Genomic DNA, 14,980 nt, shown 5'->3' on the forward strand with positions numbered 1-14,980 from the left:
CGCCGCGAGGCGCCTGGGAGTACAACAAAAATAGTACCGGGAGCAATTTTCACGTCGCTCCGCGACGGCCTGAAGGGTCACCAGCACGGGCTGCTGGTCACAAAAAAAATGGCGCAAACATTCGGTTGAAGCCAGTTTGCGCCACTTTCAATGCAAGCGATCAAGCGAACTCAATCACTCGCCGTAGACGTTGAAATCAAAGTACTTGTCCTGCACTTCCTTGTACTTGCCGTTGGCACGGATGGCCAGGATGGCAGCACTGATCTTGTCAGCCAGGGCCTTGTCGCCTTTACGCACAGCAATGCCGGCGCCCATACCGATATATTTCTCGTCGGCGAAGTCCGGGCCTACCAGGGCGAAGCCTTTACCGGCGTCAGTCTTGATAAAACCATCGTCGATATTCACAACGTCAGCAAAGGTGGCGTCCAGGCGGCCGGAAGCCAGATCAAGGAAGGCTTCGTTCTGCGAGCTGTAACGCACGATCTCGACACCGGCAGGAGCAAAGATATCGGTGGCGTAACGGTCATAGGTGGAGGCGCGCTGTACGCCAACTTTTTTGCCTTTCAGATCCACCAGCGGGTCGTTGATCACGGTGCCGGCCTTCATCGCCAGCTTGCCCGGGGTCTGGTAGTACTTGCCGCTGAAATCAACCGACTTCAGGCGATCTTCGGTAATGCTCATCGACGACAGTACGGCGTCGAACTTGCGCACTTTCAGCGCGGGGATCAGGCCGTCGAATTCCTGCTCGATCCATTTGCATTCCACTTTCATCTCTTCGCACAGGGCGACGCCGATGTCGTAGTCAAAACCGCTGATGGCACCTTCAGGAGTTTTGAAGGCAAACGGCGGGTAAGCTGCTTCGATACCGATACGCAGAGGCTTGGCATCGTCGGCCATGGCCAGCGGCGACAGCATGGACAGCGCCAATGCGCCGAGAAGTGCAATCTTCTTCATCTTGTGACTCCTTCGAATGGGTATGGCCCAACGTGAATTGGACAATGGCAGCGAGAGTTGCAGCGCATCCAGCCGTTTATGAATTGTAGTGAGTCACCGCCAAGCTGCGCACTGCGCAAACACCGGACGGCCCCAGCCGGGTGAGCGGCATTCTAGCGACAGCTCGAAAGTCGATATTTCTTCAATGCGACAAGTAATTACAAAAGACCCGGACGGGTATAGCGAGGATATTGACAGCCCCTGAAAAACATGCAGAGACAGAAAAGACAGTAAACCAGTAGATAAAGCAATTAACGCGCCCAATCTTGCAAAGGCCACTGGTTATGCGGTTTCTTCGGTGATTTTATTTTACAGCACGGATAAATTGCTGCTCCATTTTGACGCAAAACGTTCCCACACACCCCACAAAAGTGCACCCTGTTACACCCTGGTGACAGCCGACTACCCAGATGAAAATCGATAACAGCCTACAACGCACAACGCCCTGCCCGGCTTGTGGCCGAGACAGGGCGCTGTTTACAGGCGTTTCAACCGAAGTCAGGCAGCCTGCATGTCGCGGTGAGTGTCGATAAGGTGCTGCACCACGCCAGGATCGGCCAGCGTGGAGATATCGCCGAGTGCATCGTATTCGGCGGTTGCGATCTTGCGCAGGATACGGCGCATGATCTTGCCCGAGCGGGTTTTCGGCAGACCTGGGGCCCACTGAATCACGTCCGGTGAGGCAATCGGGCCAATCTCCTTGCGCACCCAGTTTTTCAACTCCTGGCGCAATTGCTCGGATGGCTGCTCGCCACCATTCAAGGTGACGTAGACATAAATGCCCTGCCCTTTGATGTCATGCGGCACGCCAACCACGGCAGCCTCGGCGACTTTCGGGTGGGCGACCATGGCGCTTTCGATTTCCGCGGTGCCCATGCGGTGCCCGGATACGTTGAGCACGTCATCGACACGACCCGTGATCCAGTAATAACCGTCTTCGTCGCGACGCGCGCCGTCACCGGTGAAATACATGCCCTTGAAGGTCTTGAAGTAGGTGTCAACGAAACGGTCGTGATCGCCGTACAAAGTACGCGCCTGACCCGGCCAGGAGTCGATGATCACCAAGTTGCCTTCGGCAGCACCCTCGATCAGGTTACCCAGATTGTCCACCAGCGCTGGTTGCACGCCGAAGAACGGACGGGTCGCCGAGCCAGGCTTGAGTGCGGTGGCACCCGGCAACGGGCTGATCAGAATACCGCCGGTTTCGGTTTGCCACCAGGTATCGACAATCGGGCAACGCTCCTGACCGACAGTCTTGTAGTACCAGCTCCAGGCTTCCGGGTTGATCGGCTCACCGACCGAGCCGAGCAGGCGCAGGCTGGAACCATCGGCACCGGCCACCGCGGCATCACCCTGGGCCATCATGGCGCGGATCGCGGTCGGTGCGGTGTAGAGGATATTGACCTTGTGCTTGTCGACGATCTTCGACACGCGGGTGATATCCGGGTAGTTAGGGATGCCCTCGAACAGCAGCGTAGTCGCACCATTGGCCAGCGGGCCGTAGACGATATAGCTGTGGCCGGTGACCCAACCCACGTCGGCGGTGCACCAATAAACATCGCCCGGTTTGTAGTCGAACACCCGCTCATGGGTCAGTGCGGCATACACCAGATAACCACCAGTGGTGTGCTGCACGCCTTTCGGCTTACCGGTGGAGCCCGAGGTGTAGAGGATAAACAGCGCTTCCTCGGCGCCCATTTCCTTCGGTGCGCAGTGACTGGAGGCCACGGCCATCAGATCTTCGTACCAAATATCGCGGTGCTGGTTCCACTTGATCGGGCTGGCGGTGCGCTTGCAGACGATGACCTTCTGCACGCTGCTGGTTTCCGGGTTGGTCAGCGCGTCATCAACGTTGGCTTTCAGCGGAGTTTTCTTGCCGCCGCGCAGGCCCTCATCAGCGGTAATCACCACCTTGGACTGGCAGTCGATGATGCGCCCGGCCAGGGCCTCGGGAGAGAAGCCACCGAACACCACCGAATGGATAGCGCCAATACGGGTGCAGGCCAGCATCGCCACCACCGCTTGCGGGATCATCGGCATGTAGATGGTCACCACATCGCCACGGTGCACGTCCTGGCCGCGCAGGGCATTGGCGAACTTGCACACCTGCTCGTGCAGCTGGCGGTAGGTGATTTCCTGATGCTCGGATGGGTCGTCACCTTCCCAGATGATTGCTACCTGATCGCCACGCTCTGCCAGGTGACGATCCAGGCAGTTGTAGGAAACGTTGAGGGTGCCATCGGCGAACCACTTGATATCCACGTGGTGATCGTCAAAGGATGTCTGTTTGACCTTGGTGAACGGCTTGATCCAGTCGATGCGCTTGGCCTGCTCACGCCAGAACCCGTCGGGGTTGATCACCGACTGCTGGTACATGGCTTTATAGGTTGCCTCATCAGTCAGCGACTGGGCCGCCACCTCCGGGCGCACGGGATACAAGGACGCAGCACTCATCAGAAACACCTCGGTGGGTAGTTGTTGTTCTATGTGCCATTTTGTAGCCAGCCCCCTACCGGAGGGCCATTCGACCATGGTCTTAACGCTCTGCGACGATAGTCTTAGGGGTTTTCGCGGGCAAAAAAAAAGGCGACCCGAGAGGTCGCCACCCAATTCATTCCGGGGGAGGAATGGAGAAACGCTTGCATCCAAACCACGCAGGATTGGAACACCTGCAGTCTCCCCCGCCCGCGTCCCGCGAGCTATTGCACCTTGGTCGTAGGTAGCTCCTGTTCGCGTGCTGCCAACTCGACAAACCAGGGTTCCAGGCGCCGGCCAAAGGCCAGTTCGGCGTTAAAGCGTTTGGCATGCCCCTGATCTGTTTGCTCGTCGTATTCCTTCAGGTTGGCAAAGGTCGCATGCCAGCGCTGCGGCACATTGAGGCTCTGCAGGCCCGGGGTTTCGGCCGAGCCGCCGAACTGCCAGACCCAGCGCTGCGCTTGCGGACGCGGGTCGTCGCCCTCGCCCGTCCATGGCATGACCGTGCTGCTGGCCTGCGCCTCGACTATCGCGCGCACGATGGCATAGCGCTGACGATCCGGATAACGCGCGCGCAGTGCCTGCTGATCGAGCCCGACATCCACCACCAACAAGCGACTGGCGCGCTGCTGTTCTTGCTCAAGCATCTTGCCGGCATACTCCGCCGCCTCGCGCAGCTTCTGGCTGTCGGGTACGGACCTGGCCAGGCGCACAGCCTCGGCATGGGCCGCCTGGGCCAGGGCCACCTCACGCTGATAGGCCGGGCCATCGAGTTCCAGCACCAGCAATGCATCACGGTCCAGTTGTCGGCGATAACGGCGTACGCCTTCATCATTCAGCTCGCCAGGCAAGGCAAACCCCAGCTCGGCCATTTTCTCGACGCTGATCGACAGGTAGGTATTTTCGCTGTCGCGACTGGGCCAGCGGTAATCCAAGCGCAGCGTCAGGCTGCTGTTGTCCTTGCGCCAATAGGCGTAGGTATTGCCCAACTCGCGCTCGCTCAGTCGCAAGCTGCTTTCTGCGGGCTCCTGGCGGTTCCATGCCGCGCCCAGCAACACAATGGCATTGACCAGGCCAATCAGCAGCAGGCCGGCAATCAGGTAACGTGCACGCTTCATTGCCCACCTCCCAGCAGCCCATGGCGACTGCGCAAGCGCCGCAGCACCAGCAAAATCAGCACCGCACTCAGGCCCAGCACCAGGAAGAACAGGTACTTGGGCATGCTGTCCCACCACCAGTCGAACAGCTTGGTGTAGAGGAAGATCACAAAAAAGCTCAGCCCGGTGTTAACCACCTCCGTCCAGTCACGACGCACACCCAGCCAGATCACCAACGCTGCCAGGATAAAGCCGGCCGACTGGTAAGCCGTTTCGATCACCTCTTCCGGCCAATCCAGGTAACTGGCCGCGCCCCAGTACGCCAGCACCAGTACCGGCAGAAATACCCCGAGCAAACCAAATACCCGATAGATCACGGCAAAGCCATCGAAGCGGCGCTGATCAAGCAGCAGCGGCAGCACGAAGATCAGCAGCGCTGCCGGGATGAAGTTCTCCGGACGCTGGGCAAAACCCAGCCAGTAGATGCCATCCCAACTGCCAATGCGCGCCGCCACAAACGCCAGCATGCAACTGAGCCCTGCCGCCAACAGCAGCCGCGCACCACAGGCATAGGCCAGCAGCAGCGCGTAAAGCGCCCAGGGCAGCAAGGCATTGTTTGATGGGGTGATATTGAATATCTGCCCAAGCATGACGATGTTCAGCACGAAACAGGTAAAGGCCACCAGCGCCGCCAGCTTGCTGAAGTAGCCCGAGCTGTCGAGGCGCTGAACCCATAGCGTCAAACCGAACGAGGCGAGGCTCGCGCTCAGCAGAATCGTCACCTGGCTCCGGGTGCCGAACAATCCCCAGAACTGATAGAACAGAAAAAACACACTGGCGGCCAACGCCAGCGCGCCCAGGAACGAGGCAATGCGCATACCCAGCGACAATTGCCGGGCCTGGTTGCTGTGATCGATATCAAAAGCGCTCAGGTAGCTGTTTAACAGCTGCTGCTGATAAGCATGCAGGTTACTGCGCTGGGCATCGCTCAGGCTCAGTACCTGATCAGCCTCCAGACGCGCCAGCTCACGGTTGAACACGCCGATATCATCGGCGCGTTGTTGGGCATCACTGCGGTTTATGTTCGACATGGCAATCCTTGCGGCAGTACCCCAGCGTGGGCGACTCAGCACACTCTAGCGCTAAACCCTACGGCCTTCGAGGATCGCGCCCTACTCCTTGCCCAGCCCATGCTGCCGCAGCTTGTTGGCGATGGTGGTGTGCGACACGCCCAGGCGTTTACCCAACTGACGGCTGCTCGGATGATCGTGGAACAAGCGCTCCAGCACGGCTTTCTCGAAACGCCCCAGAATATCGTCCAAACCGCCCTCCACCGAGAACTCGCCCAGCGGCTGCGGGGCGCCGTAATCCGGCAGGCGGATATGTTCGCCCTTGACCGTGCCGCCATCGCACAGCGAAACAGCCTGGAACAATACGTTCTCCAACTGACGGACGTTACCCGGCCAGTGGTAATGGCTGAGTTTGTCCAGCACCTGCGGAGCCAGTTTGGGTAGCGGACAGCCAATCTGCCGGCTGGCCTGATCAAGAAAGTGCTCCACCAACGGCGGCAAACCATCCAGGCATTCACGCAGCGGCGGAATATGCAGGCTGAGCACGTTAAGGCGGTGATACAGATCCTGACGGAACTCGCCCTTGGCGCAGAGCTCGGACAGATCGACCTGGGTGGCGCAGATCACCCGCACATCCAGATAGACCTCTTCATCACTGCCGACCCGGCGGAAGCAACCGTCTTGCAGAAAACGCAGCAACTTGGCCTGTAAACGCGGGCTCATCTCGCCAACACCATCGAGGAACAGCGTGCCGCCAGCAGTCAGCTCCAACAGGCCGAGTTTGCCTTCCGGGCGCGCGCCCTCGAAAGCACCGGGGCCGTAGCCAAACAGCTCGGTTTCGGCCATGGATTCCGGCAGGCCCGCACAGTTCAGCGCCATAAACGGCGACTGCCCACGCGGGCTGGCCAAGTGGCAAGCACGGGCCAGCAGCTCCTTGCCGGTGCCGGTCTCGCCTTCGATCAACAGCGGCGCGTCCAGCGGGGCCATACGCCGCGCCTCACGCACCACCGCAGCCATCACCTTGGAACTCTGGAAGATCGAATCGAAACCGCGCAGCTCCTGCTTGCGCACGTTGTAGATGCGCTCCCCTACACGGTCCGCGCGGTGAAGGGTCAACACCGCGCCGGCCATGGCATCGCTCTCGTCATGCTCGGTTTGCAATGGCGCGATATCAGCGAGAAACACATCGCCCTTCACTTTCACCCGCAAGCCGTTGATCCGCGACTTGTTGGCCCGCACCAGCTCCGGCAAGTCGAAATCCTCGGCATACTGCGACAGCGGTATGCCCGGCACCTCATCCACCCGCACGCCCAACAGCTGTGCGGCGCTGCGGTTAGCGGCAACGATGCTGCCGCCCATATCAATCGACAACACCGGGAAATCCAGCGCGCCGAGCAGTGCATTCAGTTCCAGATGGCGGCGCTCGCTGGGCATCAGGCCGACACGCTTGACGCCGAATACCCCGGAAATCGCCTCAAATTTCGGCCGTAGCGACTGGAATTGCAGGTTGATCAGGTTCGGGCAGTGCAGGTAGATGGCGTTGCCCTGCTCGCCACCGACCTCGCCACGGGCAACGTTGATGCCGTATTCGACCAGCAGGTTGAGGATGTCGCGCAGGATGCCAATTCGGTTCTGGCAGTGGACTTTGATACGCATGGCAGGGCTCTGATCAGGCTTCTTGTTAGGCCGCAACGCGGAAAAATCGACGCAGGCGGCGGATTATTCGTCAAGAATATGTGACAGCTTAGCGCAGCAGCAAGACGATGCTTCGGCATATCGCCACGCACGTAACCATTTCTTTACGAAATAACCACCCTTTCCTCCTGCACCAGACTCAGCCCTGGGCTGCATAACCGCGCGGCCTGGCGTATTCCTGAATCCAATAAAACAACAAAGCACCAGCAGGAGGCAGCGATGAAGAGCACGCAATACCTGGCGCGCGAACCGGATGACAGTGGCTTTATTCATTACCCGGAGGCCGAGCATCAGGTGTGGAACACCCTGATCACCCGCCAGCTCAAGGTGATCGAAGGCCGCGCCTGCCAGGAATACCTGGACGGCATCGAGCAGCTTGGTCTGCCCCATGAGCGCATCCCGCAGCTCGGCGAGATCAACCAGGTGCTGCAAGCCACTACTGGCTGGCGCGTAGCGCGGGTGCCGGCGCTGATTCCCTTCCAGACCTTCTTCGAACTGCTGGCCAGCAAGCAATTTCCGGTGGCCACTTTTATTCGCACGCCGGAGGAGTTGGACTACCTGCAGGAGCCGGACATCTTCCACGAGATCTTCGGCCACTGCCCCCTGCTGACCAACCCCTGGTTCGCCGAATTCACCCATACCTACGGCAAGCTCGGTCTGGCTGCCACTAAGGAAGAGCGCGTGTACCTGGCCCGGCTGTACTGGCTGACTATCGAATTCGGCCTGCTCGACACCAGTCAGGGGCAACGCATTTACGGCGGCGGCATCCTTTCCTCGCCGAAAGAAACCCTGTACTGCCTGTCCGATACGCCGCAGCACCTGGCCTTCGACCCGATCGAGGCAATGCGCACGCCATATCGCATCGATATCCTGCAACCCCTGTATTTCGTCCTGCCCGAACTCAAGCGCCTGTTCGAACTGACCCATGAAGACATCATGACCATGGTGCGTCAGGCCATGCAGCTGGGCTTGCATGCGCCGAAGTTTCCGCCGAAAGCGGCATAACCTTTGTAGGATGGCCCGACACCCATCCTACGGCTCACTTTTGACCCTTGGAGAATCCCCATGTCCCTTGCCCAAGCCCAATGCGAAGCCTGCCGCGCCGATGCGCCGAAAGTCAGCGATGAGGAACTGGCCGTACTGATCCGCGAAATTCCGGACTGGAACATCGAAGTGCGCGGCGACCATATGGAGCTGGAGCGGGTGTACCTGTTCCGCACCTTCCGCCATGCCCTGGCCTTTACCAACGCAGTCGGCGAGATTGCCGAGGAAGTTGGCCACCATCCGGCGCTGCTTACCGAATGGGGCAAGGTTACCGTGACCTGGTGGAGCCATGAGATGCGCGGCCTGCACCGCAATGACTTCATCATGGCGGCGCGCACCGATGTACTGGCCGCCAGTGCCGAGGGTCGCAAGTGAGCCATTTCCAGAGCATCAACCGCGTACCCGGCGACCCGATTCTCGGCCTGATGGACGCCTATCGCGCAGATCGCAACCCGGCCAAGCTCGACCTCGGCGTGGGTGTGTACAAGGACGCTCAGGGCCTGACGCCAATACCGCGATCGGTAAAGCGGGCTGAGCAACGGCTGGTGGAAAGCGAAACCACCAAGAGCTATATCGGCGGCCACGGCGACCCACTGTTTGGCAGTCTGCTTAGCCAGCTTGTATTGGGTGCGGACAACCCGCTGCTGGCTGAACGTGCTGGCGCCACCCAGACTCCTGGCGGCACCGGAGCGCTGCGCCTGTGTGCGGACTTTATCGCCCACTGCCTGCCGGGCCGTGGCATCTGGCTGAGCGACCCGACCTGGCCGATCCACGAAAGCATCTTTGCGGCCGCTGGCCTGCGCGTCGGTCATTACCCCTATGTCGGCGCGGACAACCAGCTGAATGTCGAGGCGATGATTGCCGCCCTCGCCCATGTGCCCAAAGGCGATGTGGTGCTGCTGCACGCCTGCTGCCACAACCCCACCGGCTTCGACCTCACCCCGCGTGACTGGAAGCGCGTACTTGAGGTGGTCAAAGCCCGCGAGCTGCTGCCGCTGATTGATTTCGCTTACCAGGGTTTTGGCGACGGCCTGGAGCAGGATGCCTTTGCCGTGCGCCTGTTTGCCGCCGAGTTACCTGAGCTGCTGATCACCAGTTCCTGCTCGAAGAATTTCGGCCTGTACCGCGAACGTACCGGCGCGCTGATCGTCTGCGCCGAAACGGCGACAAAGCTGCAGGATGTGCGCAGTCAGCTGGCGTTTATCGCGCGCAATCTGTGGTCCACCCCGCCAGCCCATGGCGCGGCAGTGGTCGCCAGCATCCTGGCTGACACTGAACTGTACAGTCTCTGGGTCAGCGAACTGGACGCCATGCGCCAGCGCGTTGCCAGCCTGCGCGGCGGCCTGGTCGAAGCCCTGCAGCCTTACGGCCTGAGCGAGCGTTTTGCGCATATCGCGGTGCAGCGCGGCATGTTCTCTTACACCGGCCTGTCGCCGGTGCAGGTGCAGCGCCTGCGTGATGAGTTCAGCGTGTATATGGTCGGCTCAGGTCGGGCGAATATGGCTGGGCTCGACGCCAAGCGCCTGGATCAATTGGCCAGCGCGATTGCCCGGGTATGTAGCTGAAAAATGTAGCGCCGTAGCTTGAGCCAGCCAGGCAGCCATGCCTGGATGGCTCAAGCAGCAACGCTTAGCCCATCTGCGCATCCACATCGCAGTTGATCATCCAGCTCACTCCGAAGCGGTCGGTGAACATGGCAAAGCGCGTGGCCCAGAAGGTCTGCTGCAACTCCATCTGCACCGTGCCACCCGCCGACAGTGCTTTGTACAAGCGCTCAGCCTCTGGCACATTGCTCACCTGCAGTGAAACTGAACAGCCCTTGATGCCTTCATACGGCATGCCGGGGAAGGTGTCAGAGGCCATCAGCAACTGATCGCCCACGGTCAGGCAAACGTGCATCACACGGTCGTGAAACGCCTCTGGCACATTGGCCGCTTCCGGGCTTTCTCCCATGCGCATCAGCTCCAGGCAACCGCCCAGGCATTCGGCGTAATAGTTAAAGGCCGCTTCGCACTGACCATCGAAAATCAAATAGGCATGGATCTTCATCTGCACTCTCCTTAGTACGGTTCTTTGGGATTTAAGATTCAAGCCGTGCGCGCAGGCGCTCTTCCTGCTCGCGCAGCTCGGGGGTAAAGGCTTCGCCGAAATCTTCGGCCGTGTAGATCTGACGAATCTCAATCTCGGAATCACTCGGCATCGGATTAGGGCAGCGTTTGACCCATTCGATGCACTCGGCCAGCGACGCTACTTCCCATAGCCAGAAGCCTGCAACCAGCTCCTTGGTTTCGATAAAAGGGCCATCCGTGACGCTACGCTGGCTACCAGAGAACTTCACCCGCACGCCCTTGCTGCTTGGGTGCAGGCCCTCACCTGCGAGCATCACCCCGGCTTCAACCAGCTCTTCGTTGAAACGTCCCATTGCTGCCATCAGTTCCTCACTGGGCATGATGCCGGCTTCGGAATCTGCAGTTGCCTTGACCATCACCATAAAACGCATGCGTTTGTCCTCGTTTGACCGTCCGTTGATCAGCCTACTGCTGTGGCTTTGTTCAGGCCCTTGTAGTGGCAGACCGCAAACCCAAGGCTGGGTTCTATAAAGTAGTCGAACGGCAAAGTGGCAAATCGACAGGCGTATGAGAAATTTCGAATTAGATCCAGATCAAGTGATGGCAATAACAAGGCAGGAGCGGCCCGGGCCGCGATATTGCTCTGGTTGCTTCAATTCGCGGGCAAGCCCGCTCCTACACGAGTAGCAAAACACTTAGCGCAACTGCGCAGGCTCGGCTAACTGACTGCTCAGGTAATCGAGAAAGCAGATAATGCGCGACGCCAGCGCAGTGTTGCGGTAATACACCGCATGAATCGGCTGACGCACCTCGACGGTATCGCGCGCCAGCAGTTGCACCAAGTCACCACTGGCGCGGTCGGCGGCGGTCATAAAGTCCGCCAGGCAAACGATCCCTCCACCATTTAATGCCAGCTGACGTAAGGTTTCACCGCTGGAGGCGCTAAGGCTCGGGCTGATGCTGTAGCTGTCCCCCTGAGCATGGCGCAACGGCCACTGGTTAAGGCTGTCGGGCTGGGTAAAGCCAAGCAGGCTATGCCCGCTCAGTTGCTCCACGTTTTTCGGCGTGCCGCGGGTACTGAGATAAGTCGGGCTGGCGAGAATGCGCAGGCGATTGCTGCCCAGTGACCGCGCATGCAGGGTGGAGTCACGCAGCGAACCGATGCGAATGGCCACATCGGTACGTTGCTCCAGCAAGTCGATAATCTGGTCGCTGCTGTGCAACTCCAGCTGAATATCCGGGTACTGCGCCCGAAAACCCGCCACCAGCGGCACGACCACATGCAACATAAACGGCGCAGCAGCATTGACCCGCAAACGCCCGGCAGGCTTCTGCCGGCGCACCTTCATCTGCTCTTCGGCGCTTTCCACCGCATCGAGAATCTTGCGCGCCTGAACCAGAAAGGCCCGGCCCTCCTCGGTCAGCTCCAAACGCCGCGTGGTGCGGCGCAGCAAGGTGACATCGAGCTTTTCTTCCAGCCGGCTAAGCGCGCGGCTGACACCAGAGGCCGTCTGTGTCAGTTGTTCGGCAGCAGCACTGATCGAGCCACTGTCCACCACGCTGACAAAAGCCAGCAGTTCATCGAGGGTCGTTTTCATTTGTGCATAGTAGTCAAATATGCCGCTCAGAAAACTCTATCTACTTCATGAATAACCAAGGCCCGGAACGGCCACACAGCAGTTGCTAGAAATCGACCTTGCCACGCCCCGCCTTGATTGTGCCGCGAATACTCTTGCCTTCCAGGCGACGCTTTTTCGAGCCCAGGGTCGGTTTGGTCGGGCGGCGGGCTTTCTCGGTTTTCGCGGCGCTGCGAATCAACTCGGCCAAACGCTCTAGGGCATCGCTCCGGTTCTGCTCTTGGGTGCGGTACTGCTGCGCTTTGATAATCACCACCCCACCCGCAGTGATGCGGCTATCGCGCAGCGCCAGCAGCCGCTCCTTGTAGAACGGCGGCAAGCTGGACGCCTGTATATCGAAGCGCAGGTGTACGGCACTGGAGACCTTGTTGACGTTCTGCCCGCCCGCGCCCTGGGCACGGATGGCGGTCAGTTCGACTTCATCGTCTGGGAGATGAACACTGTTGGAAATAATCAGCATGCGGTACGGCTTCACGAATAGCGAAGGCACAGGATACCGCGCCGATGTGCCGTACCGGCATTTGAAAAGCCGGTAAGCACCCACCTAAAGAACCATGGGCAAAAACAGACTGCATAGGGTTTGCAGCGATCCCTGCAACCCCCTCACGGCTACCCTCGGCGACGGAATAACGGCCGCGGTTCAATCGCCGAACGACCATACAACACGCCCATGCCCCTCAAACCTTTGAGTGCATCTTCTACGGATTTGTCTGCGCGCACGGCAAACGCATCGAAACCACACTGGCGCATGTGGCTGAGCTGATCACGCAGCACATCACCCACCGCCCGCAATTCGCCACGCCAGCCAAACCGGGTACGCAGCAGATACGCCTGACTGTAACCACGCCCATCACGGAAACTCGGAAAGTCGATACCAATCAGCGGTACTACTGCCAGATAAGGCTCTACGCTCGCCACCTCATCGTCCGGTGCCAGGCAAATGCCGTCGAGGCTGAAACGTTCACCGCACAGGGTTGCGTCGTCCTGTCGCTCCAACCACATGCGCCAAGGCAGAATCAGCGGACCAGCGAGTCGTGGCTCCGTGCTATCCAGCAGCAGGTTCCATGGGTCGTTGTCGAGGATGCTCGGCACGCCGTTGACCAGTTTGATCAGGTTCTTCATGCGGGCACCTGCTGCTTGCGATAGACCTGCTCCTTGAACGGCTCCAGACCGATACGCTGCACGGTATCGACAAACCGCTCTTCGGCTTCACGGTAGTCCGTAAAGGTTTGCACCAGGCACTCGATCACCTGGGGAATCTGCGCCGCACTGAATGACGGGCCGATCACCGTGCCCAGGGCACTAGCCTTGCCCTGAGCACCGCCAATGGTTACCTGGTACCACTCACTGCCGTTCTTATCGACGCCGAGAATGCCGATGTTGCCAATGTGGTGATGGCCGCAGGCGTTCATGCAGCCGGAAATATTAAGGCTGATATCGCCCAGGTCATGCAGGTAATCGAGGTCGTCGAAGCGCTGCTGAATTGCCTGGGCAATCGGAATCGACTTGGCATTAGCCAGGGAACAGAAGTCCCCGCCAGGGCAGGCGATCACATCAGTCAGCAGACCAATGTTGGCTGTCGCCAACCCGGACGCGCTGGCCGCCTGCCACAGGGCATACAGGTCGCGTTTGCGAATATCCGGCAAGACCAGGTTCTGTTCGTGAGCGATACGGATTTCGGCGAAGCCAAAGCGTTCGGCGAGTTCGGCCACCGCCTCCATCTGCTCAGCGTTAACGTCGCCGGGTGGCGCGCTGACCCCGGGTTTGGTCGACAGCACAACTGCGCTATACCCCGGCACCTTATGCGCCAACGTATTGCGCGCCACCCAGCGGGCAAATTCGGCATCCTGCGCCAGAGCCGTGCCAAAACCCAGGTCAACATCCGGCAGGCGCTCGTAGGGCGGCGCGATAAAGGCACCGGCGACACGCTGGTATTCCGCCTCGGTCAACTCGGCGGGACCGTCTTTGATGTGCTGCCACTCCGCCTCGACCTCGCGGGCGAACGCTTCGATGCCCAGCGCCTTGACCAGAATCTTGATGCGCGCCTTGTACTTGTTGTCGCGCCGACCGTAGCGGTTATATACGCGCAGTATCGCCTCGACGTAGGACAGCAGATGGCGCCAGGGCAACGCCTCGCAAATCGGCTGACTGAGGATTGGCGTCCGCCCAAGGCCACCACCCACCATGACCCGTACCAGCAACTCACCGGCATCATCGCGGTACAGGTACAGACCGATGTCATGCATCATCACCGCCGCTCGGTCTTCCTCGGCGGCGCACAAGGCAATCTTGAACTTGCGCGGCAGGTAGAGAAACTCCGGGTTGATCGTCGACCACTGCCGAAGAATTTCCGCCAGTGGTCGCGGGTCAAGCAACTCATCGGCAGCAACCCCGGCGAACGCCTCAGTGGTGATATTGCGCACGCAGTTGCCGGATGTCTGGATCGCATGCATTTCCACACTGGCCAGGTACTCGAGGATGTCCGGCACCTGTTCCAGCTCGATCCAGTTGAATTGAATGTTCTGCCGGGTGGTGAAGTGCCCGTAACCACGGTCGTAACGCCGGGCGATATGCGCCAAAGCTCGCATCTGCTGCGCTGCCAACGTACCGTAAGGGATCGCCACGCGCAGCATGTAGGCATGCTTCTGCATATACAGGCCATTCTGCAGGCGCAGCGGCAGAAACTCTTCCTCGCTCAATTCACCCCTGATGCGCCGCTCGATCTGATCGCGAAACTGCGCCACCCGCTCGCGCACCAGCGCGTGGTCATATTCGTCGTACTGGTACATCGGCGCTCTCGGCTGTTATCGACGGCAATAACTATGCGCGTGGCGCTGATATCGAAACAGCCGCAGATCATGCTGAAAAATACGGAGCAGATGGTCTGACGAACTGCTTCT

14 protein-coding genes are annotated in these 14,980 nt (G+C 59.7%); 3 read left to right on the plus strand and 11 right to left on the minus strand.

What is annotated here, in order from left to right; genetic code table 11:
• Positions 1-174: 174 nt before the first annotated feature.
• The 5 genes from IOD17_RS10265 to IOD17_RS10285 form a co-directional block, all read right to left on the minus strand.
• Positions 175-954 carry an ABC transporter substrate-binding protein gene (locus tag IOD17_RS10265; protein ID WP_233684994.1) on the minus strand — a complete coding sequence of 260 codons (780 nt, stop codon included), beginning with the start codon at positions 952-954 and terminating at the stop codon, positions 175-177.
• A gap of 537 nt (positions 955-1,491) precedes the next feature.
• Positions 1,492-3,447 (minus strand): acetate--CoA ligase, encoded by a 1,956-nt coding sequence (acs, locus tag IOD17_RS10270; RefSeq protein ID WP_233684995.1) that lies wholly within the window; start codon positions 3,445-3,447, stop codon positions 1,492-1,494.
• A gap of 245 nt (positions 3,448-3,692) precedes the next feature.
• Complete coding sequence (locus IOD17_RS10275) at positions 3,693-4,586, minus strand: DUF4824 family protein (RefSeq protein WP_233684996.1); 894 nt, start codon at positions 4,584-4,586, stop codon at positions 3,693-3,695.
• On the minus strand, positions 4,583-5,656 hold the full coding sequence (locus IOD17_RS10280) for a DUF2157 domain-containing protein (RefSeq protein ID WP_233684997.1): 1,074 nt from the start codon (positions 5,654-5,656) through the stop codon (positions 4,583-4,585). Before IOD17_RS10280 ends, IOD17_RS10275 begins: the two co-directional genes overlap by 4 nt.
• A gap of 81 nt (positions 5,657-5,737) precedes the next feature.
• Positions 5,738-7,291, minus strand: a complete 1,554-nt coding sequence (locus IOD17_RS10285; RefSeq protein ID WP_233684998.1) for a sigma-54-dependent transcriptional regulator — start codon at positions 7,289-7,291, stop codon at positions 5,738-5,740.
• 258 nt (positions 7,292-7,549) lie between these two features.
• On the opposite strand from IOD17_RS10285, the gene phhA reads away from it, so the two are divergent.
• From phhA to IOD17_RS10300, 3 genes are read left to right on the plus strand one after another with little or no spacing between them, the layout of a single operon-like run.
• Positions 7,550-8,335: a phenylalanine 4-monooxygenase gene (gene phhA / locus IOD17_RS10290; protein WP_233684999.1), complete on the plus strand. Its 786-nt coding sequence runs from the start codon at positions 7,550-7,552 to the stop codon at positions 8,333-8,335.
• Between the two features lie 60 nt (positions 8,336-8,395).
• Positions 8,396-8,749 (plus strand): 4a-hydroxytetrahydrobiopterin dehydratase, encoded by a 354-nt coding sequence (locus IOD17_RS10295; protein ID WP_233685000.1) that lies wholly within the window; start codon positions 8,396-8,398, stop codon positions 8,747-8,749.
• Positions 8,746-9,939 (plus strand): amino acid aminotransferase, encoded by a 1,194-nt coding sequence (locus IOD17_RS10300; protein ID WP_233685001.1) that lies wholly within the window; start codon positions 8,746-8,748, stop codon positions 9,937-9,939. Before IOD17_RS10295 ends, IOD17_RS10300 begins: the two co-directional genes overlap by 4 nt.
• A 64-nt stretch (positions 9,940-10,003) precedes the next feature.
• On the opposite strand, the gene IOD17_RS10305 is transcribed toward IOD17_RS10300, so the two are convergent.
• The 6 genes from IOD17_RS10305 to IOD17_RS10330 form a co-directional block, all read right to left on the minus strand.
• Positions 10,004-10,423 (minus strand): VOC family protein, encoded by a 420-nt coding sequence (locus tag IOD17_RS10305; protein ID WP_233685002.1) that lies wholly within the window; start codon positions 10,421-10,423, stop codon positions 10,004-10,006.
• A 31-nt stretch (positions 10,424-10,454) separates the two neighbouring features.
• Complete coding sequence (locus IOD17_RS10310) at positions 10,455-10,874, minus strand: YciI family protein (protein WP_233685003.1); 420 nt, start codon at positions 10,872-10,874, stop codon at positions 10,455-10,457.
• Between the two features lie 264 nt (positions 10,875-11,138).
• Positions 11,139-12,041: a LysR substrate-binding domain-containing protein gene (locus IOD17_RS10315; RefSeq protein WP_233685004.1), complete on the minus strand. Its 903-nt coding sequence runs from the start codon at positions 12,039-12,041 to the stop codon at positions 11,139-11,141.
• 85 nt (positions 12,042-12,126) lie between these two features.
• On the minus strand, positions 12,127-12,540 hold the full coding sequence (arfB, locus tag IOD17_RS10320; protein ID WP_233685005.1) for an alternative ribosome rescue aminoacyl-tRNA hydrolase ArfB: 414 nt from the start codon (positions 12,538-12,540) through the stop codon (positions 12,127-12,129).
• 149 nt (positions 12,541-12,689) lie between these two features.
• Positions 12,690-13,202, minus strand: coding sequence for a DUF934 domain-containing protein (locus IOD17_RS10325; RefSeq protein WP_233685006.1), 513 nt, complete (start codon positions 13,200-13,202; stop codon positions 12,690-12,692).
• Positions 13,199-14,869 (minus strand): nitrite/sulfite reductase, encoded by a 1,671-nt coding sequence (locus tag IOD17_RS10330; RefSeq protein WP_233685007.1) that lies wholly within the window; start codon positions 14,867-14,869, stop codon positions 13,199-13,201. The genes IOD17_RS10325 and IOD17_RS10330 overlap by 4 nt, the downstream gene beginning before the upstream one ends.
• Positions 14,870-14,980 lie beyond the last annotated feature (111 nt).

This window comes from Pseudomonas anguilliseptica (genome assembly GCF_021375795.1).
Lineage (GTDB): Bacteria > Pseudomonadota > Gammaproteobacteria > Pseudomonadales > Pseudomonadaceae > Aquipseudomonas > Aquipseudomonas anguilliseptica_A.

Bases quoted from the DNA above. Each gene is read 5' to 3' on its own strand.
- IOD17_RS10265 (WP_233684994.1), bottom strand. From the start codon at position 954: ATGAAGAAGATTGCACTTCTCGGCGCATTGGCGCTGTCCATGCTGTCG.
- acs (WP_233684995.1), bottom strand. From the start codon at position 3,447: ATGAGTGCTGCGTCCTTGTATCCCGTGCGCCCGGAGGTGGCGGCCCAG.
- IOD17_RS10275 (WP_233684996.1), bottom strand. From the start codon at position 4,586: ATGAAGCGTGCACGTTACCTGATTGCCGGCCTGCTGCTGATTGGCCTG.
- IOD17_RS10280 (WP_233684997.1), bottom strand. From the start codon at position 5,656: ATGTCGAACATAAACCGCAGTGATGCCCAACAACGCGCCGATGATATC.
- IOD17_RS10285 (WP_233684998.1), bottom strand. From the start codon at position 7,291: ATGCGTATCAAAGTCCACTGCCAGAACCGAATTGGCATCCTGCGCGAC.
- phhA (WP_233684999.1), top strand. From the start codon at position 7,550: ATGAAGAGCACGCAATACCTGGCGCGCGAACCGGATGACAGTGGCTTT.
- IOD17_RS10295 (WP_233685000.1), top strand. From the start codon at position 8,396: ATGTCCCTTGCCCAAGCCCAATGCGAAGCCTGCCGCGCCGATGCGCCG.
- IOD17_RS10305 (WP_233685002.1), bottom strand. From the start codon at position 10,423: ATGAAGATCCATGCCTATTTGATTTTCGATGGTCAGTGCGAAGCGGCC.
- IOD17_RS10310 (WP_233685003.1), bottom strand. From the start codon at position 10,874: ATGCGTTTTATGGTGATGGTCAAGGCAACTGCAGATTCCGAAGCCGGC.
- IOD17_RS10315 (WP_233685004.1), bottom strand. From the start codon at position 12,041: ATGAAAACGACCCTCGATGAACTGCTGGCTTTTGTCAGCGTGGTGGAC.
- arfB (WP_233685005.1), bottom strand. From the start codon at position 12,540: ATGCTGATTATTTCCAACAGTGTTCATCTCCCAGACGATGAAGTCGAA.
- IOD17_RS10325 (WP_233685006.1), bottom strand. From the start codon at position 13,202: ATGAAGAACCTGATCAAACTGGTCAACGGCGTGCCGAGCATCCTCGAC.
- IOD17_RS10330 (WP_233685007.1), bottom strand. From the start codon at position 14,869: ATGTACCAGTACGACGAATATGACCACGCGCTGGTGCGCGAGCGGGTG.